This window comes from Eubacterium sp. SB2 (assembly GCF_001244405.1).
In the GTDB taxonomy this organism is placed as follows: domain Bacteria; phylum Bacillota; class Clostridia; order Lachnospirales; family Lachnospiraceae; genus Faecalicatena; species Faecalicatena contortus_B.
Window position 1 is genome coordinate 1,497,243 of sequence record NZ_LN865153.1, and the last position, 26,070, is coordinate 1,523,312.

Annotated in this window: 21 protein-coding genes; 1 reads left to right on the forward strand and 20 read right to left on the reverse strand. The window is 45.0% G+C overall.

Features of this window, described 5'->3' with window-relative positions:
• Nucleotides 1-36: 36 nt before the first annotated feature.
• The 17 genes from larA to BN1938_RS19085 all read right to left on the reverse strand — a co-directional run bounded on the left by larA (nucleotide 37) and on the right by BN1938_RS19085 (nucleotide 20,726).
• Entirely contained in the window at nucleotides 37-1,335 is a 1,299-nt protein-coding gene (larA, locus tag BN1938_RS19015) for a nickel-dependent lactate racemase family protein (RefSeq protein ID WP_148487252.1), read from the reverse strand.
• Between the two features lie 85 nt (nucleotides 1,336-1,420).
• Nucleotides 1,421-2,122 carry a GntR family transcriptional regulator gene (locus BN1938_RS19020; RefSeq protein ID WP_050642039.1) on the reverse strand — a complete coding sequence of 234 codons (702 nt, stop codon included), beginning with the start codon at nucleotides 2,120-2,122 and terminating at the stop codon, nucleotides 1,421-1,423.
• 119 nt (nucleotides 2,123-2,241) lie between these two features.
• Nucleotides 2,242-4,719: a GH116 family glycosyl-hydrolase gene (locus tag BN1938_RS19025; protein ID WP_050642040.1), complete on the reverse strand. Its 2,478-nt coding sequence runs from the start codon at nucleotides 4,717-4,719 to the stop codon at nucleotides 2,242-2,244.
• Between the two features lie 48 nt (nucleotides 4,720-4,767).
• Nucleotides 4,768-5,610 (reverse strand): carbohydrate ABC transporter permease, encoded by an 843-nt coding sequence (locus tag BN1938_RS19030; protein WP_050642041.1) that lies wholly within the window; start codon nucleotides 5,608-5,610, stop codon nucleotides 4,768-4,770.
• Complete coding sequence (locus BN1938_RS19035) at nucleotides 5,611-6,495, reverse strand: carbohydrate ABC transporter permease (protein ID WP_050642042.1); 885 nt, start codon at nucleotides 6,493-6,495, stop codon at nucleotides 5,611-5,613.
• A gap of 88 nt (nucleotides 6,496-6,583) precedes the next feature.
• Nucleotides 6,584-7,912, reverse strand: coding sequence for an ABC transporter substrate-binding protein (locus BN1938_RS19040; RefSeq protein WP_050642043.1), 1,329 nt, complete (start codon nucleotides 7,910-7,912; stop codon nucleotides 6,584-6,586).
• A 105-nt stretch (nucleotides 7,913-8,017) separates the two neighbouring features.
• The gene (locus tag BN1938_RS19045) at nucleotides 8,018-8,992 is read right to left on the reverse strand and encodes a LacI family DNA-binding transcriptional regulator (protein ID WP_050642044.1); all 975 of its coding nucleotides are present in this window, start codon (nucleotides 8,990-8,992) and stop codon (nucleotides 8,018-8,020) included.
• Nucleotides 8,993-9,405: 413 nt separating this feature from the next.
• Entirely contained in the window at nucleotides 9,406-9,660 is a 255-nt protein-coding gene (locus BN1938_RS23795) for a hypothetical protein (RefSeq protein ID WP_148487253.1), read from the reverse strand.
• Nucleotides 9,661-9,873: 213 nt separating this feature from the next.
• Nucleotides 9,874-10,245, reverse strand: coding sequence for a radical SAM protein (locus tag BN1938_RS19050; RefSeq protein WP_050642045.1), 372 nt, complete (start codon nucleotides 10,243-10,245; stop codon nucleotides 9,874-9,876).
• A gap of 76 nt (nucleotides 10,246-10,321) precedes the next feature.
• Entirely contained in the window at nucleotides 10,322-11,917 is a 1,596-nt protein-coding gene (locus tag BN1938_RS19055) for a glycoside hydrolase family 43 protein (RefSeq protein ID WP_050642046.1), read from the reverse strand.
• Between the two features lie 28 nt (nucleotides 11,918-11,945).
• Nucleotides 11,946-12,773, reverse strand: a complete 828-nt coding sequence (locus tag BN1938_RS19060; protein WP_050642047.1) for a carbohydrate ABC transporter permease — start codon at nucleotides 12,771-12,773, stop codon at nucleotides 11,946-11,948.
• Nucleotides 12,774-12,786: 13 nt separating this feature from the next.
• The gene (locus BN1938_RS19065) at nucleotides 12,787-13,671 is read right to left on the reverse strand and encodes a carbohydrate ABC transporter permease (protein WP_050642048.1); all 885 of its coding nucleotides are present in this window, start codon (nucleotides 13,669-13,671) and stop codon (nucleotides 12,787-12,789) included.
• Between the two features lie 80 nt (nucleotides 13,672-13,751).
• On the reverse strand, nucleotides 13,752-15,038 hold the full coding sequence (locus BN1938_RS19070) for an ABC transporter substrate-binding protein (RefSeq protein ID WP_050642049.1): 1,287 nt from the start codon (nucleotides 15,036-15,038) through the stop codon (nucleotides 13,752-13,754).
• A 1,251-nt stretch (nucleotides 15,039-16,289) separates the two neighbouring features.
• Nucleotides 16,290-16,382 carry a putative holin-like toxin gene (locus BN1938_RS24305; protein ID WP_334296479.1) on the reverse strand — a complete coding sequence of 31 codons (93 nt, stop codon included), beginning with the start codon at nucleotides 16,380-16,382 and terminating at the stop codon, nucleotides 16,290-16,292.
• A gap of 94 nt (nucleotides 16,383-16,476) precedes the next feature.
• The gene (locus BN1938_RS19075; protein ID WP_050642050.1) at nucleotides 16,477-18,078 is read right to left on the reverse strand and encodes a response regulator transcription factor; all 1,602 of its coding nucleotides are present in this window, start codon (nucleotides 18,076-18,078) and stop codon (nucleotides 16,477-16,479) included.
• Nucleotides 18,053-19,849, reverse strand: a complete 1,797-nt coding sequence (locus BN1938_RS19080) for a cache domain-containing sensor histidine kinase (protein ID WP_050642051.1) — start codon at nucleotides 19,847-19,849, stop codon at nucleotides 18,053-18,055. Before BN1938_RS19080 ends, BN1938_RS19075 begins: the two co-directional genes overlap by 26 nt.
• A gap of 49 nt (nucleotides 19,850-19,898) precedes the next feature.
• Nucleotides 19,899-20,726, reverse strand: coding sequence for a helix-turn-helix transcriptional regulator (locus BN1938_RS19085; RefSeq protein WP_050642052.1), 828 nt, complete (start codon nucleotides 20,724-20,726; stop codon nucleotides 19,899-19,901).
• A gap of 128 nt (nucleotides 20,727-20,854) precedes the next feature.
• Here BN1938_RS19085 and BN1938_RS19090 point away from each other — a divergent pair, with 128 nt between their 5' ends.
• On the forward strand, nucleotides 20,855-22,099 hold the full coding sequence (locus BN1938_RS19090; protein WP_050642053.1) for a hypothetical protein: 1,245 nt from the start codon (nucleotides 20,855-20,857) through the stop codon (nucleotides 22,097-22,099).
• A 101-nt stretch (nucleotides 22,100-22,200) separates the two neighbouring features.
• On the opposite strand, the gene BN1938_RS19095 is transcribed toward BN1938_RS19090, so the two are convergent.
• The 3 genes from BN1938_RS19095 to BN1938_RS19105 all read right to left on the reverse strand — a co-directional run bounded on the left by BN1938_RS19095 (nucleotide 22,201) and on the right by BN1938_RS19105 (nucleotide 26,069).
• The gene (locus tag BN1938_RS19095) at nucleotides 22,201-22,980 is read right to left on the reverse strand and encodes a DeoR/GlpR family DNA-binding transcription regulator (RefSeq protein WP_050642054.1); all 780 of its coding nucleotides are present in this window, start codon (nucleotides 22,978-22,980) and stop codon (nucleotides 22,201-22,203) included.
• Nucleotides 22,981-23,127: 147 nt separating this feature from the next.
• On the reverse strand, nucleotides 23,128-25,128 hold the full coding sequence (tkt, locus tag BN1938_RS19100; protein ID WP_050642055.1) for a transketolase: 2,001 nt from the start codon (nucleotides 25,126-25,128) through the stop codon (nucleotides 23,128-23,130).
• Nucleotides 25,125-26,069 (reverse strand): ABC transporter permease, encoded by a 945-nt coding sequence (locus BN1938_RS19105; RefSeq protein WP_050642056.1) that lies wholly within the window; start codon nucleotides 26,067-26,069, stop codon nucleotides 25,125-25,127. Before BN1938_RS19105 ends, tkt begins: the two co-directional genes overlap by 4 nt.
• Between the last annotated feature and the right edge of the window lies 1 nt (nucleotide 26,070).

Genomic DNA, 26,070 nt, shown 5'->3' on the forward strand with positions numbered 1-26,070 from the left:
TTTAATATCTAATATTTTAGATTAAGCTAAAATATCTCAATTGTTCAAAAATGTAAGAATACTTCGATAGCTCTGCGGGCAAAGCGCAGCCTTCGGACATGCTGCCTCATGCTCTTTAATCGCGGTGTCAATCGCTTCCTGAAGCGTGTCATACTTCTCCATGTGCATAGCTGCCAGGTCTTCTTTCGATACATTTTCTGAGACAACCATGACTCTGGTTTTCTTTTTCAGGATCTCTCTTATAGGAACGATGTGATCCATCTGTATCTCATAGTGGCTCCAGACGTATTCCTTCAATTCCTCAAGATCCGGATAGGCCCGGAAAGGTTCAATAAAATCCGGAGCGTTGATACCCTCGTTGAAATCGCCGTACAATATCACCGTAGTATTCTCATCTGCCAGTTTGTGCAGGGCAATTAACGGCTTAACACCCTGGTACATATCGATATTTAAGGGATGCCCGGGACATACCACATAGATATCTGGCTTTGCCGGAAGCTCCACCATACAGAACCCTTTTAAAAAGGCAGCCGCAGCCTCATGTGATTCCCGCAGTTCCCCTGAGAAGATTCCCGCAATCTCATATTCCTGATTCATTACGATATTCACCGAATAGTCCACACCACACATGTTAGCGGCCTCGAGCATATCCTCGTGAATGGGATTTCCCTCCAGATTGCCTGCATAGCTTTTGGGATGCACCATCATCTCCGGCCTGTGGTTGATCACAATCGTCTCCTGTGAAGCAACACCCGGCAATATGGACTTTCTTCCCCCTGAAAATCCGGCCATATCATGCAGCTCTACTTTACCGATCGTGATCACCACGTCGCTTTCGTACACCTTCTTATTTACCTTCACCGGTGTATGGCGGGAAGTCATACCAAGATATACCAGCTTAGTGTCGTCGAAAGCATCATGATTTTCAATCGCAATTTCTCCCATGAGAGTGCCCAAGAATCCCTTCATTTCACTTTCCGTGGCATCCCTGTGGACTCCTAGAGCCACAACAAAGACAATATTCTCCTTTTTCATACCGGCCGCTGTCAGCTCCTGAATGATATACGGTGCAACCCGCTCCGTTGGTACGCCGCGGGTAGCGTCCGATATAATAACCGCTGCCGTTTCCGCCTGCTTCCTGCTTACAATATCCCTTAAACGTTCCCCCTTTCCCACCGGGCTTATTACGGCGTTCTTGATTTCTTCTGCCTGAATGGACGGAGGATTTCCGGTTTCGTACATTCCCATGAAATTCTCTAAAGGCAGAAATGCGTCTCTTTTTTCTTCGTCGTCAATGTAATGTATTTTGTCTCCGGCCGCTTCGATTCTGTACATATTTCCCCTCCGATTTTTTGAAATGTAAAATTTCACATTTTTCTTTTTGAAAGGCGCCGACGATCTTACGCCGGCACCAACTGCCTCACCACTGATTAATAATTTCAAAACAATCCATAATCTCTTCTTTTGTGTGGTGTATATCCGTGGAAATCCACCGGATGCTTTCTTCTAACTCTTCATTGATCAAAGTTTCAATTAAACGGACATGAATTTCTATCTCTTCTTTAAAGCACTCCCAGCCTGCCTTGTGCAATTTATAAATTATATGGAGTTTACGAATCCGCTTGGTCAGATCCACCAGATTCATGATCTCCGCTCCGATAATGGATGGACAGGCGTCGATTAAATGCTCATGGAAATTAATCTCTATCTCAAAAAACTTCTCCACGACATCCAGTACCTGCTCTTCCCCCTCCACAGAAGAAACACTTAAAATAAGCCGGAACTTTTCCCCGAATTCTTTTAGCTTCTTCTTATCCAGCTTTGTAATGGCTTTCCGGATTACCTGGGCTTCTAATACCTCCCGGAAATCAAAAATATATTCCAGCTCTTCCTTTGTCAACTCTCTTACATAACTGCCGCTTCGGGGATTGATTACTACGTAGCCGTCCTTTTGCAGGGACTTCAGGGCATTGGTCACGGGTGTGCGGCTGACCCCCAGAGATGTGCTCAGGTAGTCAATGTCCAGCTTTTCGTTTGGTTTTAACTCATTTGTGAGAATCTTGCTCTTTATTTCGTCGTAAATCAACTCATTTAAACTGCTGTATTTTACTCTGTTAAACATAAATTACCTCGCATTGCATTTATGCATCTGAAATTTTAGATTATAGTTGTATCATAGCTAAAATTCCAGAATATGTCAAGTAGGTAATTTATTTGATAACTATTCGTTACTGTTCATGACTATTTCCCCCGCTTTACAGTTCCTTCACCGCCATACAGGACTTCCACTTCCTGCGTCAGGCCGCCGTCCTGGGTCTTTTTCTGACGGAAGATTCCCCAGGCTTTCCCATTACACCAGAATCCGGTAAAGTCATCTGCATGAAGTCTGGGTGCAAACGTCTGTCTGTTGCTGCGCATGTCATACTCATAGCCCAATAATGCTTCATATACTGACCATGACGCCATGGCTCTTGTATAGTAATATCCTGATTCATTCTCACTAAAGGGGTTCCGTTTGAAGCCGTCGTGCCGGTCGCGAATCGCCTTCACGATGGTCAGGGCTTCTTCGACCTGACCCGTTCTTGCCAGCAGCGCCGCTGCTTCATATTCAATTCCAGTCCATACCTCGCCATAATAGACAAAAGGAAATACCGGACGGCCGCCATTCGGCCAGGTACAGGGCGTCAGGCCTTTTTCATCATTTAAAATAAACGCCCTCTCCGCATGAACATTCTCTTTTGCACGTTCAACAAAATTGTACTTGAAGATGGATGCCGCAGCCTTTTTCACATGTTCTTCAGACATCACATAACCCAGCTGTGCATTAAAGGCCATGAACTGACCCAGCAACTGATCGGAAAGGCATCCTTTCCCGTACTGATAACGATACGCATTCACGTCGTCAACAATCTGCTCATAAAATTCGCCGTTCCAGCTGATTTCGTCCAGTTTTCTCCTGCCATTTTGTGCTAATTCCCTGTATTTCTCAGCGTCTCCTGCATGCCCCATATGCTCCGCCATCTCAGCCGCCGCTGTCAATGCCGCAAAATAAATGCTCCCGGTCATACTGGATATTCCATACAGTTCGGTATCATAAGTCACATGCTGGGGCTCCTCTAACAAACCGTCGCCGTCACGATCCCATATTTGCTCGGCATATCTCATAGTTTTTTCAACCCCCGGCCAGCATTCCCTGACAATCGCATCGTCGCCGCTGATCACCCATTCCCGGTACAGCCTCACGACGCTTCCCAATTGTCCGTCTGCCGAAGGCGTCATTTCCCATTGGGGCAGATCAAAAGGTGTGTACGCCCGAAAAGGCATGTAACCATCCTCTCTTATTTCATCGGCCAGCTCAATCCGGCGCATGGTTCGTTCCAGCTCCGGAAATAGTACCGCCACACTTTGGGCGTAATTCCAGACATGAGTGCAATTTCCCGGGCCGCAGCCCAAATCATTATCAACGCCTTCCCAGCCAAGAAAGTCGCCATTCTCAATCCGGAAACAGGTGGGGCTGCGCATAACCGTTATATTATCGGCTGCTGCCTCTAAGACATATCCCGGTAAAGTGGTGCTGAAAAATGCATTAGAAAAGGCCTTGCTCTCACGGTACAGGCGCTCTTTTTCATTGCCCAGATAAGCAGCTGCCTCCCATGCATCTGCAAAAAGGGTTGCATAATAATTTTTTGTCACCTGGTAATTGCCTGCATTGATATCGGCTCTGTCCTTGTCGAGTTCAATCCACATTTTCGGACGGTTTGGAAAATACCAGGTCAGTATAAATGTAAACGTCTTTTCTTCCCCCGGTTCCAGACTGTGCGTAACGCTTAAAGAACCAATTTTGTCTGTAAAATGAAGAAAGCTGAAATCCGAATTTTCTGCCCACGTACTGCCTACCTGTTCATAAATGCTGGCCTCATCCAGCCTGCCGTCACTAGAAAAATCCTGCCAGAAATCCTCGCCCCCATCTGTCCACTGCCCCTGATACCAAACAGGTTTTGCCGTTATATTTTCTGCGGGCGCTGTGGTCGTAAGAGCCATATCCCCCCAGGTAATATGCTGGTCGGAAAATCCACTGCCCGTATATGTAATCCCTCTGACTCCATTATCATCACGGTATCTGTTTACTCTTTCACCTGCATGCTGCATAAAAGAAAAGTTATTATACCCTTCAAAACCCACGGCATTGTTCATCGAACCGGCAATCGACACTTCCACCTTTTCTCTTCCCGGATTCTTTACTTTGTATTGTAAATACGCTCCGGGTATTCCTGAATCATCCGCATTCAACGGAATGAATGGCGTAAATGCTTCTAAGCTTACCTGAACCGGCATCTGATCGTCCGTAAATTTAAAGTTAACAAATGGATATTCTGAGCCCATTTCTGCACTGTCAAAGCGTGGTAAACCGGCCATTTCGTTTCGGAAGAAGCCCTGAGATTTCGCAAACGGGGGATTCAGCCTGCTTTCCAATACTCTTGCAACCGCCTTCCCATGTTCGGGTTTTGCCCAGATGGAAAAAAAAGTATACGGCATTCTGTTGAGCTGTCCCGGTTGATTAAATATCTGCCAGGTTGTCAAATTCCCTCTTGCCCCCAAAGATACATTGCCTGTACCGATTCCGCCTAAAAGGAAATCGACACACCCTGCGGTTCCGGGGTACTTTTTTTGTTCATTGTCACAGAATAGCTCTTCTGTGGGATATATTAAATGTTTCATGAATAATCTCCTTTTTTTCGTTTTTTATTAAATATCGTCCGGGCGCGCTTATCCTTTTACAGCCCCGGCGGTCATGCCTTCCACAATATGTTTCTGGAAAAGCAGATAAAACAGAAGCTGCGGGATAATAATAATCACCGTGGCTGCAATCATTCCGCTGTAGTCCATGCTATACCGCCCTCTGAACATAGAAGCTCCCAGGGATATTGTCATCATTTTAGGGTCATTTACCAGAACCGACGATATAGGGTATTCATTCCAAAAATACAAAACATTAAAAATAATAACCGTAGCAAGTACCGGTTTAATAACCGGAAGAACAACTCTTGTACACATCTGATAGATATTACAGCCATCGATGATTGCCGCCTCTTCAATTTCTTTTGGAAAGTCCCTGAGGAACCCGACCATTAAAAGAACGCCCAGTGCCATCGTCGTTGCCGCCAGCGGCAGGATCAAAGACGCCCTGTTTCCCAGCAATCCCATGGAAACAATCATACGGTAAGTAGGGAAAATCACAATATAAGGGGGGATCGTAAGGCCTGCCACAAATAGCAGATAAAGACCATTCTGTAAACGCTTTGATTTAAACTGCAGGCGTGTAATAGCATAAGACAGCATAAAGGTACAGACCAGGCTGATCGCCAGGGCAAAAACTGCTACAAAAAGAGTATTACCGAACATCTTTATCAGGGGCAGCGTATGAAGCGCCCGCTCATAATTCGAAAAACTGATACTTTCCGGCAGAGAAAACGGGCTGTTCAGAATTTCCGTATCCGTCTTAAAGGAAAGAACAAAGAGCCACAAAAACGGAAATGCGGTTAATGCCGTGATCACAATCAGCACGATACGGCTCAGGGCTTTTGGCCATCTGCGTGTTTTTGACATCATCTATCCCTCCTCCTGATGCATCGACTTATTCACTTTGGTCAGATATATGATCGAAAAGATCAGACAAAATATAAAGGAAACTGTGGCAATGGCCATACCATAGCCATAACGTGAGGTTGTAAACGTGGTGTGGTACATATAAGTAACCAGCACGTCCGATACATGATTGGGCCCGCCATTTGTCAGCTGTTGAACTGTCTCAAATATTTTAAACCCGCCAGTAATAATCAAAACTGTATTAATCACGATGGTATTCTTCATCATCGGAATCGTAATCCGCCAAACCTGCTGAACCCGGTTTGCTCCGTCGATCTGAGATGCCTCGTAAATATCCGAAGGTATGCTGCGCAGTCCCGCCATATTTATGGTTGTATAAAACCCCAGAACCTGCCACAAATAGACGAATGCTACCGCATAAGGCGTCAGTGTCTGTCCGCCAATCCATTGCTGCTGCCATCCTTCCAGCCCAATTCCTTTCAGGACCGCGTTAATCAGTCCCATTTTGGGGTCTAAAATAAACAGCCATATTAAGCCTACCAGGATCGGCGCCACTACATTTGGCGCAAAGATCATGGATTGAATGATTCCGCTTCCCTTGAAGGACTTTTCCAACAGTAAAGCCACAAGAAAAGATATAGGTAATACTGTGATTGTTATACAAATCAAAATGATGAATGTATTTTTCAGGGCGATGAAAAAGAACTTATCATGAAATAATACCCGATAATTTTTCAAGCCTATAAAGTGTGCCTCTCCGATACCTGTAAAATCCGTAACACTATAATAAACACTAATAAAAATAGGTATAATAACAAATCCCACAAAAAGAATCAGAGCCGGCAGCACCATAATAATTTTCGTACTTCTTTTGCTCAGCCAGTGCATTAAAATTACCTCTCTCTAAAAGAAAATGAATTTCCGGTTTGATTGAAAAACTCGCCTGCGCCAAGCGGCATCAGGCGAGCAGTCTGCTTTATTGGATCAGCCCCTGTGCTTCAGTTTGTTCATCCATATACCGGAGCGCTTCTTCGGGCGTATAGATACCGTTGATGACTCCTGCCATGCTTTCAAAATAAGTGGTCTCAAACTGTCCGGGCAAGGTCATATTGGGGCAGGTCTCGGGACTTTCCCAATCATCATTCATACGCTCCATAACTTTCGCAAACACCGGGTACGATTCTGCATCAATTTCACCTTCATATCTGGTCACCGGCACGCTCTGGTTATCCCTGGCAATGATGGCTGTCCCCTCAGGGCCATAATAAAACTTAAGGAATTTGATGATTGCCTGATATTTTTCCGGTTCTTCCTCTTTCGTTTTTGCAGATACGCAATATGGATGAGAAGGCGCTTTCATAGCCAGTTCCTGGTTGCCGATACCATCGCTGAAAGTCGGTCCCCACCAGAAGCCAATGTCTTCTTTCCATTCACTTTCATCAAACTTTTTGGTATCCCAGGCCCCGCTGTCAAACATAGCTGCCTTTCCCCCAAGGAACATCTCGGTCGCTTCCCAATAACCAAGAGAAGCCGCATTATCCGGAAACATCCCTTTTTCTGACATATCCTGAAGCTTTTCATAGAACAGCAGGTAATCGTCGTTCAGCCAGTTGTCCGTGCCCTGGAAAATCCCATCTATATGGTCAAAAAATCCGTATCTGGCGTGCATTGTCATTAACGACCAGCTGCTCCAGACATCCTTAGTACCACGTGCCATAGGGACAATTCCCTTTTCATTAAATACTTCAGCGCAATGTATCAGATCATCATATGTCACGGGTATTTCCAATCCGCATTCTTCAAAAAGCGCCTTGTTATACCAGATCCCATTGCAGAAAATCTCTGCTGGCAGCCCATAAATGGCTCCATCCATCTCCATTACATCCAGCATTCCCGGCAGAAAACCATCCACAAATTCCTGATCATCCGTAATGTCTGCGGAAATATCTGCAAGCAGCCCTGCCTCCGCCATAGCATCGGCATCCCCTTTTAGTGAATAGAACAGATCCGGCAGAGTATCCGATTGTGACGCTAATTTTATCTTCTGAGTGTGTTCATCCTGCGCTGAACCAGTCATGTCTATCACAATATCCGGATTCTGTTTCATAAATTCCTGAACTACAGCATATACCTGGGGCGCCTGTTCTTCAATATTCGCCACATGCTCTGCAAACGTAAATGTTATTTTACCATTCCCCGCATTCTTATCTTCTTTCTTATCTGTAGAATTACCAGAGCTGCCGCACGCTGTTAATCCCAGCAGTAACGCACTCATGACTAATACACTAATTACACGTTTTTTCATGATTTTCTCCTCACCTTTTAAACATGGTTATACTTGTTCATATTTATTATTAACCATCGCCTCCGGATGCAATGACTTAATAACTGGTTTGGGCCCTTATTTCATCTATTTCGAATCTAAGATTTTTACCGAATCACGTACGATGAGCATCGGATCAATCACCAGCCGGACCGGCTCATGAGGTTTACCGGCACTTCCTGAGTTCGACAGGATATTTTTACAGAGTGACCCTGCAGAATCAAAAGCATGCCCAATCGTGGTGATTCCCGAGGCTGCCGCCCAGGGTAAATCATCATAAATAATCAGACTGACATCCTCCGGAAAAGACAGTTTCATTTCGGTAAGCGCAGCAACTGCAGCGGTAGCAATGATTTCATTCACTGCTAAAATAGCAGTAGGCTGCAATTCCTGAATATGGTTTTGAATCATTCCCCTGATACTGTCATTATAGGGAATATCATATAAGAAACGGGAATCAACTTCCAGCCCTGCCTCTTCAAAGGCCCGCCTGTAGCCGTCGCCTCTTTGCGGAAAATCTTCCCGGTATTTATAAAGCATCAGAATATCTTTATGCCCGTTCTGCAGCAGGTATTTTACTGCCCGGTATGTTCCCAGCTCATCATCAAAAAGAATGGTATCTGCGCCCTGGTGGGTACACATAAAAATCTGGATAACCGGCTTGCCTTCCTCAATCATTTTTTCGATCTCTGGATAGTTGTAGTTTGACACCGCTGCAAAGATTAATGCATCAACCCCCAGGCGCTCCAGGCAGGCCACATTCTGCTCTTCTCTGTCTGTATCTTCGTTGCTGAATAATACAACGATTTCGTATTCGCTTCCCAATTCTTCAATGATCATCTGGATCAGGTCGTTCGTGAATGGATTCTTCGCCTCGCTGAACATTAATCCTAACAGCTTACGGTTACGGACTACTGCATGGTGCGTATAATTCACTTCCTTGCAGGCCTCCAGTACACGCTCTTTTATTCCCGGGCGGGTACTGTAGTTATCATTAAAAACCTTATAAACCGTAGATACCGAGACTCCGGCTTTTTTAGCTACATCTTTTATGGTGCCCATATTTATCCTCCTAATGTCATGCAGACTAACTAATATTCCATTTCTTTTCTTAATTTATATAGCTACATTATATCAATTTGGAGAAATAAGTCAAGCAAAACAGAGAATTTTTTCTCTATTTTTATTAGTTATTCTCTATAATTTTCTATTTTTATTAATAATTTTCTTTTATATTATTTTTTTAATCTTTTTTGGTCTATGAAATGACCTTAATTTTGTGTGGAATAAAACATCCTCTCTTATGATCATTTGCCAAGTGGCGCTGGTGATCATAAGGGAGGATTGTCCGTCTCTATTTTAGCCATATTAAAGTTTTACTCACATTTGTTTATCAAAGCATCCCCATTGGGCATTCCTTAACTCCTGCCTTCTTAGTACTACAGCAATTCAATTTATTTTTACATAATATTCTTTCATATCGCCCGCTCTACCAGTTCCGCCGGTATGGCCGATTTTGCACCAAATGCCACTGCTTCATCCAGTGTTCTGTTTTCGTTCAGCGATAAAACCGCATCGCAATAATAATGATATGCTTTTTCGAAGTCCTCCAGGTGGAATGCATCTGACATTAACGTCATGAACGATGCGGCCTGATCGGTTCTGCTACAGTGCTCGATGTTTCTCCTATTGCATTGCCTCTTGAATCTCTTACTGTTCCCATACTTCATTCTCCTTTCATCATTCACAGCTTTTTGCTGTGGCCTTCTTGTTTCACCTAGGATACCTCATTTTGCACAAAAAGATATGTGCAAAAAATTGATTTTTTTGTTTTTACCCAATAAAAACACCTACCATATTTTCAGCCAAAATATCTTTTATCTACCCGCATTCCCAGTTCATTTTTTACTCTAAGCAGGCTGTTTAGCATCTGATTGAATTCTTTACAGGAGAGCTAGCTGTTTTTTGAATTCATCCCCCGCGTTTTTGGGAAAAGAAGCTTTGGTAGTGCTAAAATATTTGGCCCCAAACTCTTCTTTTGCATATTTTGCTGTCTCGAACACATAGTCCAGATTCTGCTTCGTCACAACCATATTCAGACTAATGTCAACACCATGATCCACTAATTTTTTAATCCCTGCAGCCGCACAACGCCCGGCGCCCGGTCTGCCGGTGATCTGATCAAATATAAAAGTATCGGAACACAGCAGTGAAACAAAGGGGCCGATTTTGTTCATTGCCAAAAAATCTGCGATTTTATCTGTTACAAGCACAGCATTCGAATTAATAGAGACATTGATTTGATTATTAATCAACTGCGTAATTGCTCTTTAATCTTATCCCAGGCTAAATGGACACCATTACTTTACAGCAACAGTGTCCATTCTTATATTACTCTTTATTCCCCTGCTTATATGCAAACCATTCAAAGTCTGCATAGCAGTCCCCTTCATAACAATTCTGACATGCCATCCCCACAAAGCTTCCGGTAAACCGCTCCTGAGATACCCGGCGGTATGCTTCATCGGTCATGTCTCCGCAGTACAGGCTGTCGGCAGCCTGTTCATACTTTTCCCCATCTAATGACCAGTAAAAGGAAATTCTATCATAGTACACCATCATTTTGAGCCAGACAGCACCCTCATCCGATATAGGGATTCCTTCTCTTCCCATTGGGAAATGATAGTTGCCCATGTCATTATGATAGAGATTAATAACCCGCTTTCCATCGTCATCTGCAGATATATACAGATAAAAATGATTCATCGTATCGTAAAAATAGGTGATTCCGGCCATTTGAAAATAATTCTGCGGCTGAAATTCCATTTTAGTTTCGGCTGTAAAGCAGAACTCTTCCTGACGCCTGGCCGTCATTACGTTGGAATGGTCTGAGCTTAGTGATTCTCTGCCATATAAGCGCAGATACCCCGGCCGCTCGTCCAGACGGATATATTCTTTCATAGGGATACGCAGAGTCTGAAATCCGATGGGCAGCTCCTTTGTGTGAAAGTTCCAGAACTCTTTGCGCTCATAAGCCTCCTCTTTCAAGCCACTTTCGAAAGCTTCATCGGGCGTCCCTGTACCGTTCACCGTTTCAAGCCATCCCGCCTGGTTCCACTGCACCTCCTGTATGGCGGTTTCTCGCCCCATTACGCTTCCGCCTCTGGATGGCAGCGGCCTGCTGCATAAATATACCATGTACCATTTCCCATTATGGGCTTCTACGATATCGGCATGGCCGGCCCTCTGCAGCTTTAATGTACAATCATTTCTGGATGTCAAAATAGGATTTCCCGGGTTCGTCTCGTAGGGGCCCCAAATATTTCTGGAACGGGCCAATGTGACTGCATGCCCCTCAAACGTTCCGCCTTCCGCACACAGCAAATAGTAGTAACCGTCATGATAATACAGATGAGGCCCTTCTACTGTCCCAATTTCTGTCCCTTTGCATATAATTTCGGACTTCCCGACCAGCTTCCTGCTTTCCGGATCATATTCCTGCAGCACTATACCTGACCATAGCGGATAGTTTTTCTGTATGTCCCCTTTTCTATAGTCAAATGTCATATTCACCAGCCATTTACGCCCGTCTTTGTCATGAAACATCGATGGGTCAAATCCCGAGGAGTTCAGCTCTACCGGGTCAGACCATTCTCCGGCAGGATCTTTTGCCGTAACCAGATAATTATGGCAGTCCCAGAACAATCCTGAGTGATTTTTTGTATCTGTATAGACCAGATAATAGATTCCATTATCATAGGACAGACACGGCGCATACACTCCGGCTGAACTTTTATTTCCTTTCATATCCAACTGGGATATTCTGTTCAGCGGCGACGGCAGTTGCTCCCAATGCTCCAGATCCCGGGAATGATAGAGACAGACTCCCGGAAACCATTCAAAAGTCGACGTAGCAATATAGTAGTCTTCCTTTACCCTTATGATGGACGGATCCGGATGGAATCCGCGGATAATTGGATTTTTCATAACTTTCACCTCATTTTTTATTAATTTTTTATTTTAGCGCCGCACCGGCCGCAAAGCTTTTCTCAACCTGTTCACTGAATATAAAATAGAACAAAAGAATCGGAATACTTGCAATTACAATTGCCGCCCCAAGCGGCCCCCAGTCTGTCAAATACTGTCCCTTAAACGCCATGAGGCCGACGGGAAGTGTATTCAAACTCTGATTCTGTAAAAATGTGGACGCCATGATGAATTCATTCCATATATTCATAAAGGAAAATATAGCGATTGTCGCCGTAGCGGGTTTTAATATCGGAAGGATAATCTTAAAGTATGTTTTCGTTATTGAACATCCGTCGATTGCCGCTGCCGATTCCATTTCAAAGGGAATGCTCCTGATAAAGTTGGAATAGATAAATACCGCAAGGGGCAGGCCGGTTGCAATATATGGCAGTATAATCCCCATGTGGGTGCTCAGCAGATGCATCTTCCTTAATACAATAAACAGCGGGATCAGCGTCGCATGGATCGGAATCATCATTCCCAGCATCAGTAAGTTAAAGGTGGCTTTTTTCCATTTCCATGTAAGCCTGGTGATGGCATATGCCATCATGCCTGCTATCAGCAAAATCCCACCTACGCTGACTGCAGATACCAGGACACTATTCATAAAGTATTTTGCTACACTTCCCTTGATCCACGCTTCCTGGTAGTTGCTCCACACAATTGGATCCGGCAGCGCAAGGGAGCTTTCCGTAAATATCTGGGCAGTTCCTTTCAGCGAAAAGTTAACCAGCCATAAAAATGGGAAAATCTGAATCAGCGCGAAAAGCAGCATGACTGCGTAAGCTATTATTTTACAAGTCTTTTTCTTCATTAATTATTCCCCCCTAATATTCCACCGCTTCTTTGGTCATCACCTTGTTGATAATCAGAAATGCTGCTATACAGATAACCGACAGCAGAACCGCAATTGCACTGCCGTATCCAAACTGCATTTTCAGGAAGGATTCTTTATACATCTGTATGGCAATGGTTGTAGTAAAGTTGTAAGGCCCGCCCCCTGTCATAATATAGATATTATCGAATATCTTCAGCCCGCCAACGGTTGCCAGAACGACACAGATCTTAAGGATATCCCTCAGTAAAGGCAGCGTAACATAGAAGAACGCCTTAAAGCCGCTGGCGCCGTCAATCTTTGCTGCTTCTTCATACTGTTCCGGAATTCCCTTCAGTCCGGCATAAAGAATGATAAGATGATACCCGATGTACTGCCATATAACCGGGATAATGACAGCGATTAAAGCCGTCTTCTCGTCAGTAAGCCACCCTCTGCACACTTCTGACATCCCAAGGCGTGTGAGAATGTCATTAAGAACGCCATAATTAGGGTCATAAATTTTCTGCCATAAGAGGGAAATGGCTGCCGTTGAAAGAATCACAGGAATAAAGTAGGCATTTCTGAAAAAACGGGTTCCCTTTGTAAATTGCCATAGCAGCACTGCAAACAGCATGGCCGGCAAAAGCTGCCCTATAACAGCCACCACCAGGATAATCAGTGTATTTTTTACTCCCGTACGGAACACAGAATCAGAGCTTAAAAGTTTTATATAATTCTCGAAGCCAACAAATTCTTTTGCACCGATTCCTACCCAGTCTGTAAAGCTAAGCCCTGCTGTATAAATAATCGGAAAGATAAACATTGCCAGAAATATAACCAGTCCGGGCAATACAAAAAGAAGAATATATTTTTTGTTTGACAGCATTTTCTGCATGGTATAACCGCCTTCCTGTCTATTTACATAGAAAATACCGACAGGCAGCGCAACTGATCTGCCTACCGGTATTCCTATTGTTATTGTTTCATGATTGTATTCAATTCCGTCAGAAAATCATCGACTTCTATCTGTCCCGCGAACTGCTGGTGTGACAGATCACGCATAGGTTCGCCGATCTTCGCATCAACCAGACTGAACCACCAGGTCTGCATAACTTTGTAGTTTTTAAAATCTTTTTCATACTGCTGCAGGATTTCATGAACCTCGCCTTCTGGCTTGACATCTGTTTCCATAAATCCAACATTTCCTTTTTTCACATTAATGTCATTTATTTTCTGACCGTAACGTACAATGAATTTTGCTGCTTCCTCCGGAAACTGACTGCTTGCCGACGCTACCAGCCCCTGAGACAGACTGCCTGACATACAAGTTGTGGCGGTCTCAACTTCTTCTGCCGCGCCTGTTGCAGGAAACATCATATATCCCGTTTTATCAGCCAAATCTCCCTCGATCATGGTAGAAAGCATCCATGAGCCAACCGGATACATGGCAATCTGGTCTGCCCTGAACATCTCAATGACCTCTGATGTCGTCGCCTGCATGTATCCCTTCTGGAATGCACCCTTTTCAACAAGAGTTTCTACCTTTTCGGCTGCATTTTTAAATGCTTCGTCCGTAAATGCACCATCGCCGTCCATGGCCCTGTTATAGGCATCTGTATCTTCCCTGAGCACCATCTCATTGTAGAAGAGGTCTCCCTCCCAGCGGTCCTTATTTCCAAGTCCCAGAGCGTAGATTCCCTGCTCATTGCATTTATCCACCACTGCTAAAAGCTCGTCCCAGTTTGTCGGCACATCCATACCCAGCTTTTCGAAAACCTTTTTATTATAGAACGTCATATATGTCCCGTTTGCCTGATGGGGAACCGTATACATATGGCCGTCCTCATAAGGTACAGCATAGGCCGGATAAAGTTCCGCATCAAATTCCTTCAGCGCGTCATCAATCGGATAGAGGGCTTTTGCATCCAAAAACGGCTGTGTATAAGAATCCCCCCATGTAAAAAAGATATCCGGCAGTTCATTTCCCTGAAGGGCAACACGGATCTTTGTCTTATAAGTTTCCGTGTCTACCCGTTCTACATCGATCTCATATCCCAGCTCATCCGCCACCTCATCAAAAGTAGTCAGATATTCCTCCCCGAGAGTCTGTGGATCAAACTCAGTCAGGATTTTTAACTTGACTGTCTCATCTGCCTTTGCACCATCCTTTGCTGCATCTGCTTCCTTGCCTGTGCTGCCGCAGGCCGTCAGTGAACCGAGCATTGCAAGAGCTAATACAGCACTGATCATTTTCTTCTTCATAGCTTTCCCTCCATGTATTATTTGTTGTTACGAACTATGTACATCTTATCATTCTTATATTCACAGTAAAATTATGAATATTAAGGTAATATTAGTTTTCTTACTATTTATAATGTCTTATTAAATCGGGATTTAGTCGGCAAGCTTTAGACTTGTCGACGGACGGGGACGCTTCATGACAGGGAGGCCGGGGAAGTGCTGGGGCTGTATATGCCGTTGCGATATGCACCCGTGCTGCTAAGTGTTTCTAGAACAGCCGCTGCCGGATAGGCGGGTACGCTGAACACATCACGGGAAATCTGATGATTTCCCGCGCTGGGTTCAGCAACAACTTGATTTGGAGATCAAGTTGTTCCCCGCCTATCCGGCAGCGGCTGTTCAAGAATCACTAAGCGCACTCCAGCATTTCGCAACGGCATATACAGCCCCAGCGCCTCCCCGGCCTCCCTGTCATAAAGCTGGCTCATCCAATCGGCAGGAAAACTCGCCAACCGGGTGGGATCCCTGACCAGGGCGGCATATGTGGATTGGCTATGCGTATCTTTTCATCTTCAAGATGTGTATTGAATTATTTTGATACCGGAACCGTATCCCATTGCTTTTTACACCTACTGGGGACATAAAAGTGCCACCAATTCTATATCCATACGCTGCCCCCGCTTGAGGCCCCTCCTTAGAAACGAGCTTTTTCCTGCCGGTTGGATGCGCCAGCTCCATGAAGGGATAGCCGAAAGCCTTCCGGAGAACATCCATGTCCTTTCAAAAACGCTCTAAGCGGGCCTTAGAAATTCTTGGTGGGAAACAGCCCTGAAAATGGAGAGATTTTTGGATTCCGAATCCAAAAATCAGCTGACCCAGCGCGAGAAATCATCGGATTTCTCGTGATGTGTCAGTGGTGCTCCATTTTCAGGGCTGTTTCCCGCCTAGAATTTCTTAGGTCCGCGGCCGCGTTTTTGAAAGGACATGGATGTTCTCCGGGAGGTTTTCGGCTATCCCTTCATGGAGCGTCCCCATCCGTACCGCGACTAAAGCGCGTCACTAACTCCCGATTTACTGATACTGGCTGGGGTTTGAAAAATAACTATAATTTTCTTTCTATGATAGCCGACTTTATATATTCGTCTTGAATCCAGAACACAAATATGCTATATTTAAGACATAAAAAGAACAACCGCCAAAGTGGTTGACCTTAAATGAATTACTGAAAATCCACCCAGTCCGCCAAGACTTTGAGGGTGGTTTTTCTATGCACTAATGACTAATCAAGTAAATGAAGGTCAGTAATGCGATTATGAACATTCCAAATTGCATCAAGTCTTTGAAGTCAAATGGTCTTTTGTCCATTAGCACCACCTCCCATCTATGTAAAATGAGAGGTCAGCCACCCTGTACGGTTGTTCTATTGGAATTGTATCACATAAGGTTATCCTATTCAATATTAAAGCTCGCTCACTAACTCCCGATACACCGATCTATATTCCCCCGCCGATATCCCCACGGCCTTTTTAAACATCTGCGCAAAGTAGATATAATCTTCATACCCCACCAGCTCTGCGATCTCAAACACTTTGAAGTCCGAATTCTTCAAATAATATTTTGCCTTGTTCATCCTCATTCTGGTAAGGTAGTTCACAAAGGTTTCCTTTTTCTCTTTTTTAAAGAGATTACAAAAATAATTCTTACTCAAATTAACATAGTCGGCGACCTCCTGCAGGGATATCTTTTCTCCGAGGTGCTCCTCTGCGTATTCTATTGCATCTTTTACGGCCCGGCTGCTGCTTTTGTCACTTTCTGTTTTAAACTCTGCCAGTGCCTGGGCGATGATGTTTTTCATTTTTTCACACAAAAGGCTGCATGAATCGCTCTGGTTTATTTCTGCCAGCCTCTGCAGAATCTTTTTTTCCAACTCACATTTATGAAATTGGGATGCCATACTGTAAAGTTCCAGCAGCACCTGGATGCATATGCTCTGATACAGCGCGTAGACGGCATTTCTGCGTTCTAACTCCCGAAACATCTTTTCCAGTGCAGTTATTGCTTCTTCTTCCAGCATCAGATGGAGCTTCAGATATAGACTTTCCAATGACCGGTACTCAATCTGGGAATACTCAATGGGTATTGCAGCAATTCCATCGTATAAGGCGAAAGTCTCCCCGGTATTGGCCAGGAGATATTGGGCTGCCACCTCACATTCCTCTTTTGCCTGCCCCGCATCTTCCAGTAAATGATGCTGCGCGCTCAGCGCTATGTGCAGGACAGCGCCCATGGTCTCTGCATACTCTGCGGACAGTTGCTGGGATGCGTTTTCCAAAACCTCCACATCATCTACGTCCTGCAGGATGGCATACCAGATACCATGATTCAGGAAAACTTCAATTTCTCCGATTGCCTGAAACTGTTCCAGAATCATGAAGTGCTGATACTGCCTGATAATCTCCAGATTCCCATACTCCCCGTCTGCTGCTTCCAGCCTGTCAGCCAGGAATTTTACCAGATAATAGGGCTTTCTTTCTAAATGGATTTCATAATATTCTACCCGCTCCCATATCTCGTCTTCTTTCATTCTATATGTAATGAGGTCGTTAAAAAACTGGTTTCTGCCAACCGGCTTCATATCTGCAGCCAGCTTCTTCATTCTTTCATATTCCTGTTCCCACATCTTTTTTCGCGAAATCTGACCGGCAGCTTTGCACAGTACCTGATGCAGCTTGTCCGGATCTGTCGGCTTCAGCAGATATTCAATTGCTCCGAACTGCAATGCACTTTGTACGTATTCGAATTCATTATATCCACTGACAAGGATAATCATAGTGTCCGGACTTTCTGCCTTTATCTGCCTGGACATTTCGATCCCGTCCATCAACGGCATTCTGACGTCTGTGAGTACAATATCCGGAAGCAGTTCTCTGAATTTTTCCAGTCCTTCCTTTCCATTATAGGCCCGGGCACAGACCGATAAGTTTATTTCTTCCCAATTGACGATCTGAACCATCGCATCTATAGCGGCAGGCTCATCATCGACGATCAATACTCTCAGCATTACATCCCTCTCCTTTCTTTGGTATACGTACCGTAACTCTCGTCCCGCCTGTTTTCATATTCTCATAAGTAAGGCCGTACTCGTCCCCAAAATGCAGCTTTATCCGCTCGTTTACATTAAAGACGCCTTTTCCGTGCCCTCTTGTCTGAGAACCACGCTCCTCCCCGTTTAGAATTCTCTTCATCAGTTCTTCGTCGATGCCATTTCCATTATCTATGACATAGAGCCGGATTTCTTCATTGTAATCCTCGCCTATAATATAGACCTTACCATTGCCTTCAATATTACCGACTCCGTGATGGATGCTGTTTTCTACAAGTGGCTGCAGTGTAAATTTTAAAACCCGTGTCTCTAAGAGTTCATCCGGAATATCAATAAAAAAGTCCAGTTTATCCTGAAACCTTTTTTTCTGGAGGAGCAGATAATTTCTTATATTCTGGATTTCTTCAGACAAGGACGTTTCTTTTGTTTTCCCGCTTAGATTAAAACGGAACATTTCGGATAGCGCGAGAATCATCTGGCTGATTTCTTTTTCCCCATGGGCAAGTGCTTTCCAGTTGATACATTCCAAAGTGTTGTATAGAAAATGGGGGTTTATTTGGGCCTGCAGGCTTTCCAGTTCTGCCTGTTTGGAATGAAGCTTCTCTTTATAGACCTCATTTACCAATATGTTAATCTGACCGGTCATGCTATTAAACGATTTCACCAGTGTCCCAATTTCATCCTCTCTGTCCACTGGAATCTGCTCTTTAAAATTAGCGCATTCCATCCTGCGCATTGCATGCATAACATCAGAGATCGGTTTTGTAATGGTTTTTGCGAATCTTTTATAAAAATAAAAAGCCAGCGCAATCGTAAGGATTGCCGCGAAGATGATTACCTGAAGATTGATCAGAAAATCTCTGTTGATTTCTTTCATCGGAGTCTTACTGTATAGAATCCATCCCGCATCGTCGGCTATTTCATAATGAAGCAGGCTTTCCGTAAGACCCTCTCTAATTATAAACGTATTGTCGTTCTTATGCGCAAATACTTCCGATACCGCACCTGCCTTTTCTTCTTCGGTGCTGAATATAATATCCTTATTCTCGGTTGTCAGAGTCAATGCGGTCTGATTACCAAGATAGATCTGCGACAGCATGTTCTCCAGATAGGATTGATTCAGGGTAAGCGTCAGAATTCCCACAGGCTGCTGGGACATCTGGCGGTTTACTACTCTGGTCAGTATCAGACGTTCAAAATTTTTTTCCAAAGAGAGATCTTCAAACTTAGCCCACTCCCAGCAGTACATTCCTTTTGCCTCAAATACCTCCTGAAGCCATCCCTGATTCTCCAGCATCCGATAATCCCTGGTCAGGGCAGGACCAAAGCCGATGGATATCCCATCTCCGTCTAAATTGTATAATCCGATGGATTCTATATACGGTTTGTATGAAGCCAGGTTTGCCAAAATCTCCCTCATTTGATTGCAATGAGCCTCATAAGCCTTGGTTCCTTTTCCTTCCAAAAGCATATTCTGAGCCGTAGATTCACTGATAATAAATCTGGACATGTTCTCCATATCCAGGATAATATAATCCAGGTTCCTCTTTGCCTCTTTCAGAATCTGTTCTGTCTTCTGGCTGCTGTTTTTGATTGATTCGGCACGAAGCAGAATACTGGAAAGAACCAGTATACAAGTCATGGACATCAAAAAGATGACAAGAAAAACAGCACATAATTTGGTTTGTAATTTAGCATCTAACAGTCTTTTATATAATCTTTTGCGCATTCTATTCCTCCCGGAGTGTGTCTCATATTCAGGTATGCGTCTGCCCGCTCTATAGCCTGCGGTATGCAGATGGTGAAATCCCAAAATAGTTCTTAAAATATTTACTGAACGAACTGATATCCAGATATCCCAGCTGCTCTGATATTTCCTCTATCTTTTTCTGGGGATCTTTTAAGAGACAGCATGCCAATTCCATTCTTCTGCTGTTATAGTATTCGATCGGAGCAATTCCGCAATGTTTTTTAAAGAATCTGCAGAAATGATACTTTCCCATCCCGGCTTGTCTGCTGATTGCATCCAGGTCTAAATGATCACATAAACGGGACTCCATGTAACGTATGATTTCCTGGATTTCCACGGGCATATTGTCCATATGGCCTTCCTGAAAAGAATAGGTTGAAAGGATTCTCATAAGCATGCCATATAGATGTCCAGCCAGTTCAGATTCTTTCTTGTCAGTATCTTCCTGTACTATGGCAAAAGCCTTATAAAAATCATCTTCCAGACCATCGTCTTGAAAGATAAAGGGCAGTTTTCTCTCCTGATACAGCTGCTCCAGGAGCTGTTCCATGCCCGCCCCCCGAAAATGAAACCACAAAATATGTGCCGTGTTCTCCGGATCCGTGTAATACTTGTGGGCATCCGTCAGGCGCATCATAACTCCCTGTCCAGGCTCCAAGGCATGCTTCTCTCCATACTGTTCCACCCAAAGCAGCCCTTCCAGAACATACATCACCAGATTGTTTTTAAAAACCTTCCTGTCAATTAAAAACTCACTGTCAGCCGTATAAGCCATAGCATCTGAAACGAGAAGACATTTTTCTGCTGCAGCAGATACACTTTTAAAGTAGCTGAAATGATAATATTTGTTCTTCAATATATTCCCCTCCTGCAAGAAATGACAAATTTTAAGCAACTATGCTTCTGGTATAATCCCAAATAATTTATTAACATAATACCACACTCATATTTAATTGTATAATAATTTCAGGCAGGAGGTATCCCATGGAAAATGATGTTAAAATTTTGCGTGAATTGGCGTCACAGTACGCACAAATTGCTTTTTCAGACCATCAAAAAGATATGTATGAACTTCATGCATCCGTCAATGATCTGCATCCAGAGCGGCCTATTGTATTAATGAATGAAATTCCCTGGAGCGAATTAAACTATGACGGTTCGCTGACGCTCCTGTGTCAGGATGAGGATTTCAGGATGTTTGAAGATGAACTGAGAAAAACGCTGTTTCAGTGGAAACATTTCCCCGCTGATATGTTGGTGAAGCCCTATCTGTCCGTTGAAAAAAAGATTCATTCAACCGGCATAGGCCTGACCGTTCAGGAGGAAAGACTCGCAAGCGATCCTGACAACGAGATCGTCTCCCATAAATACAAGGAACAGATACGGGACATGCATGATATAGACAGGCTCCATCCACCGGTGATCAGATACGACAAAGAAAAAACACTCCTTACTTTTTATAAAATTGCGGAGGCGGTGGGTGATATTATACCGGTCAAAATCACCGGGTCTGACACCGGCTACATGCTTGGACTGATCACCTGGGACATCATTGCACAGTACATGGATATCGATACGCTGTTATATAACCTTATAGATGAGCCGGAATTTATGCACGCTCTGGTAAGCCGGCTAACTGGTATCTTCACGGAAACAATACGTCAATACGAGGATTTAAATCTGCTTAATCCCGACAGCGCCTATGTGCACTGCTCCTGCGCCGCATCCAAGACACTCCGTGATGGAATCGGGAATTATGAGCACATTACCGCCGGCAACGTATGGGGGCGCGGCCTGGCACAGATATTTTCAAATGTCTCTCCACAGATGCATGATGAATTTGAAATACAATATGCCAAAGAGGCGCTTGCCCCCTTCGGATTTGTATACTATGGATGCTGTGAACCTCTGGACACAAAAATTGAGCTTCTCCGCCAGATTCCGAATCTGAGAAAAATCTCTATTTCACCCTGGGCCGATGTGAATGCGGCTGCGGAGAAGATTAGCAGGGATTATGTACTGTCGGCCAAGCCTTCACCCACGAATGTTGTATCCGCCGCCTCCAACCCTGATTTAATTCGGTCTGAGCTATCCGAAATACTACGGGCCTGTGAACGCAGCCACTGCCCCACTGAAATCTTATTGAAAGATATCAGCACGGTGGGACATCGTCTGGATAATTTAATTACATGGGAAAGGATTGCGATGGGGCTGGTTAATAACGGGTAATAACCTAAGGTACGGATGGGCATTGCATTATGCTGTGGATGTCTGTATTCAAAATACAAAAACAGGCACCTCCCCATAAAAGAAGTGCCTGCCCGTTCCCGTTACACCATATCCAATTCTATCCCTTTCTCCTGGATCAGTTGTACCCATTCCGCTGAAAGGTTCGTGTCTGTTATGATCCGGTCAAAGATATCCAGATCTGTCACAAAGCAGGGCTTAATCATCCCGAACTTGCTGGAGTCTACCAGCAGGATCTTCTCTGCTCCCGACTGGATAATCGTCTGTTTAATCTCCAGCTCATAATTATTCATGCAGGTTACCCCCATTGTGTCATGGACTCCCGCCGCCGATGCGAAGACCTTTGTGGCCCTGATATTTTTGATCAGCGTGATATTTTCCGCCGACTCAAACAAGGTCGTATCCGGATGATAATAGCCGCCGCCAAAAATAATAGAAATATTGGGATTACTGCAGATCTTATTTAAAATATTCAAGTTGCAGGTAAAGACCGTCACCTTCATATCCTTCGAAATACTATCCGCCAGATATTCCACCGTAGAGCCGTTATCAATGATCACGCAGTCATCCTGTTTAATTAAGGAAGCGGCAAACTTTCCAATCCGCTCCTTTTCCTTCGCATGTGATCGGGTTGCCATAGAGAGTTGATATGCATCGTCTTCCCCTTCATATGTATATTGGGTATTCAGGACCGCTGCACCCGGAATGTCCAGTATCACGTTCTTCGCCTTTAGTGCGTCCAAATCTCTGCGCACGGTCATCTCTGATACATCCAGCATCTGTGCCAGATCACGGATCGTAGCGCCATTCTGCCTTTTCAATATTTCAATTAACCGGTTTAATCTATCCTCTTTTTTACTCAAAAGAAATACCTCTCACTCTACAATATTCCCCGCTGAACATATATCACGGCGCCTCCGGCGGATGCGCAGCAGCTTTCTGCGGAACCGCAGAAACTGCTTAATGCGCAATGATATAATGTACGCTCTGTGTACATTATATCATGAATTCTACGCCCGCGGGTACTTTTTCCGTACACAGTTTACCACAGCGTCGGCTGTAAATCCATATTTTTCGAATAATTGTCCCGCCGGCGCCGATGCGCCGAACTCATCCATTGTCACATAACAGCCGTCTATACCGGCGTATTTTCCCCATGACATGCTGCTGCCGGCCTCAACTACAACGCGCTTTGCAACGCTTTTCGGAAGTATCTCTTCCTGATATGCCTCGTCTTGTTCCGCGAACAGATCCATACACGGCATACTTACCACCCTGACTGATATACCGTCCTGCTCCAGCATGCCGGCCGCCTCCAGGGCAACGCTGACTTCTGAACCTGTAGCCATGAATATCATATCGATTGCCTCACCGGATTCCTTCTTAAGGATATATCCCCCGCGCAGCGCGTCTCTGCCAGTCTGCTCAATCGCAGGAAGATTCTGTCTGGAAAGCACCAGGCAGGTCGGTGTGTGTGCGGAGGTCAGCGCCGAATACCAGGCCGCCTTTGTCTCGACTTCATCCGCGGGCCTGAACACATGCATGTTCGGAAGGGACCTGAGCATGGTGAGCTGCTCCACCGGTTCGTGGGTAGGTCCGTCTTCCCCTACTCCGATGCTGTCGTGGGTCAATACCGAAATCAACGGCAGGCCCATCAGAGAAGAAAGGCGCAGCATCGGCTTCATATAATCCACAAACACAAAGAAGGTCGCCGCATAGGTACGCAGTCCGCCATGCAGGAGTATTCCGTTAGCCACCGCCGTCATCCCAAGTTCTCTGACGCCGTAATGAAGGTTCCTGCCTGCGGGACACTCAGCGGAATAATCTGCCTCCCCGTTCATAACGGTCTTATTTGACGGGCCTAAATCGGCGGAGCCGCCAATCAGGTTCGGAAGCCGGTCTTTGACAGCATTCAGCACCTTGCCTGAAATGCTCCTCGTGGCCTCAGCTTTTCCATTTCCTGCCCAGAACGCCTCATCGTCAAGAAGACCGGATGCTGCGTCAAAGTCATAATATGTTTCCAGCATTGCCTTCAGTTCCGGGTATTTACTGCCATATTCCTCAAACATCTGCTGCCAGAAATACTGTTTTCCAGCACCTGCACGCGCCAGCGACCGGTAATGTTCGTAAATTTCCTCCGGTACCGCAAATGCTTCCTCCAGCGGCCAGTCGAGTGACTCTCTCAGAATCTTAACGTTTTCCTCGCCCAGCGGCTCGCCATGTGCACTGGCCTTTCCTTCTTTTGCCGGCACACCATGCCCGATCCTGGTTGTTATTCTGATAAAGGAGGGACGCTCTTTTTCCGACTTGGCCTGCTCAATTGCCTTTCCGATTGCCACCGGATCATTCCCGTCCTCCACGGAAAGAACCTGGAATCCAAAGGCCTCGAACCGCTTCTCCACATCTTCTGTAAACGCAAGATCTGTATTCCCTTCTATTGTGATGGAATTGGAGTCATACAGGACGATCAGTTTTCCCAGCCCCCATGTGCCTGCCAGAGACATGACCTCCGAAGAGATTCCCTCCATCAGGCAGCCGTCTCCGCAGAGTGCAAATGTGTAATGGTCAAAGACGGGATATCCATCTCTGTTGAACACTGCCGCCATATGCTTTTCCGCCATGGCCATCCCCACCGCCATGCCAAGCCCGGCGCCTAACGGCCCTGTCGTCGCTTCTACGCCGGCTGTATGGCCGTATTCAGGATGGCCGGGAGTCAGGGAATTCAACTGCCGGAAGTTCTTAAGATCATCAATTCCAAGTTCCCCATAACCGAATAAATGCAGGAGGGAATATAACATGGAAGAGCCATGCCCAGCCGACAGGATAAACCTGTCCCGGTTGATCCATTGGGGATCCTCCGGATTATGGGACATCTGATGCGCCCATACTTCATATGCAATCGGGGCGGCGCCCAAAGGCAGCCCCGGATGCCCGGAATTTGCTTTCTGCACCATATCCGCGGACAGAACCCGGATTGCATTCACTGCTAATTTCTCTATTTGCTTATTCATGCCGTTTTCTCCTTTTTCTTTTTATGTCCAATCACGCCTTTTATCTTCAGCTTTGTCGTATAAGAGCTGATTGCCAATGCAAGAATCGCGAAAATGAATGGGAACATCTTGATGATAGAAGGTGAAATATTCATTCCCATCAGCTCAATTCTGATTCCGATTGCATCTGCAAGCCCGAAGAGCAGTGTTACCAGTGAAGAGAATATCGGATGTGCATTTCCGAAAACAAGTGCCGTAAAGGCATTAAATCCTCTTCCCTGAATCATATCTTCGGAGAACTGGGAAACAGAAATTGTGGACAGATATGCCCCCGCAAGCCCTGACAATGCGCCCGAGATCAGGATGACCTGCCATTTTACAACCGCCGGCTTGATGCCTGCGGTCTTCGCTGCAATCTCGGACTCCCCAACCGCACAGATACTTAAGCCCATCTTCGTCTTGAACAACATAATATAGATCACGATGATCAGCACGATAGCAAAATAAGTCACAATACTCTGTCCGCTGATGCAGCTCAGGATCGGGATATTTTTGATGACAGGAATATTAATCATTTCCAGCTTACTAATCTTGTCCGGCGTGTAAGCTCCCTGCACCCCGAACATCGCCCGTAAGAGATATGAGGTCAGCCCCGCGCCCAGCATGTTCATGGCGATACTGGCTATAATATTATCCGCCTTGAACCTTGTTACAAACAGGGCGAACAACGCGCTGTACAAGGCGCCGATCAGCATCGCCCCGATCAGTCCTGTCCAAACACTTCCACCTGTAAACTGCACAACTGCAATGGCGGCAAATGCGCCTACCAGTGAGAAACCTTCCAGCGCGATGTTGAAAACGCCTGCCCGCTGGCAGAGAAGACCGCCTAAGGCCATCAGCATCAAAGGAGTGGCAATTCGTATCATCGATGCCAATGTATCAGAAATAACTGCTAAATTCATC

Bases quoted from the DNA above. Each gene is read 5' to 3' on its own strand.
- BN1938_RS19035 (WP_050642042.1), bottom strand. From the start codon at position 6,495: ATGCACTGGCTGAGCAAAAGAAGTACGAAAATTATTATGGTGCTGCCG.
- BN1938_RS19055 (WP_050642046.1), bottom strand. From the start codon at position 11,917: ATGAAAAATCCAATTATCCGCGGATTCCATCCGGATCCGTCCATCATA.
- BN1938_RS19065 (WP_050642048.1), bottom strand. From the start codon at position 13,671: ATGCAGAAAATGCTGTCAAACAAAAAATATATTCTTCTTTTTGTATTG.
- BN1938_RS19020 (WP_050642039.1), bottom strand. From the start codon at position 2,122: ATGTTTAACAGAGTAAAATACAGCAGTTTAAATGAGTTGATTTACGAC.
- BN1938_RS19030 (WP_050642041.1), bottom strand. From the start codon at position 5,610: ATGATGTCAAAAACACGCAGATGGCCAAAAGCCCTGAGCCGTATCGTG.
- larA (WP_148487252.1), bottom strand. From the start codon at position 1,335: ATGTACAGAATCGAAGCGGCCGGAGACAAAATACATTACATTGACGAC.
- BN1938_RS23795 (WP_148487253.1), bottom strand. From the start codon at position 9,660: ATGAAGTATGGGAACAGTAAGAGATTCAAGAGGCAATGCAATAGGAGA.
- BN1938_RS19105 (WP_050642056.1), bottom strand. From the start codon at position 26,069: ATGAATTTAGCAGTTATTTCTGATACATTGGCATCGATGATACGAATT.
- BN1938_RS19025 (WP_050642040.1), bottom strand. From the start codon at position 4,719: ATGAAACATTTAATATATCCCACAGAAGAGCTATTCTGTGACAATGAA.
- BN1938_RS19040 (WP_050642043.1), bottom strand. From the start codon at position 7,912: ATGAAAAAACGTGTAATTAGTGTATTAGTCATGAGTGCGTTACTGCTG.
- BN1938_RS19080 (WP_050642051.1), bottom strand. From the start codon at position 19,849: ATGCGCAAAAGATTATATAAAAGACTGTTAGATGCTAAATTACAAACC.
- BN1938_RS19060 (WP_050642047.1), bottom strand. From the start codon at position 12,773: ATGAAGAAAAAGACTTGTAAAATAATAGCTTACGCAGTCATGCTGCTT.
- tkt (WP_050642055.1), bottom strand. From the start codon at position 25,128: ATGAATAAGCAAATAGAGAAATTAGCAGTGAATGCAATCCGGGTTCTG.
- BN1938_RS24305 (WP_334296479.1), bottom strand. From the start codon at position 16,382: ATGGACAAAAGACCATTTGACTTCAAAGACTTGATGCAATTTGGAATG.
- BN1938_RS19090 (WP_050642053.1), top strand. From the start codon at position 20,855: ATGGAAAATGATGTTAAAATTTTGCGTGAATTGGCGTCACAGTACGCA.
- BN1938_RS19045 (WP_050642044.1), bottom strand. From the start codon at position 8,992: ATGGGCACCATAAAAGATGTAGCTAAAAAAGCCGGAGTCTCGGTATCT.
- BN1938_RS19070 (WP_050642049.1), bottom strand. From the start codon at position 15,038: ATGAAGAAGAAAATGATCAGTGCTGTATTAGCTCTTGCAATGCTCGGT.
- BN1938_RS19075 (WP_050642050.1), bottom strand. From the start codon at position 18,078: ATGCTGAGAGTATTGATCGTCGATGATGAGCCTGCCGCTATAGATGCG.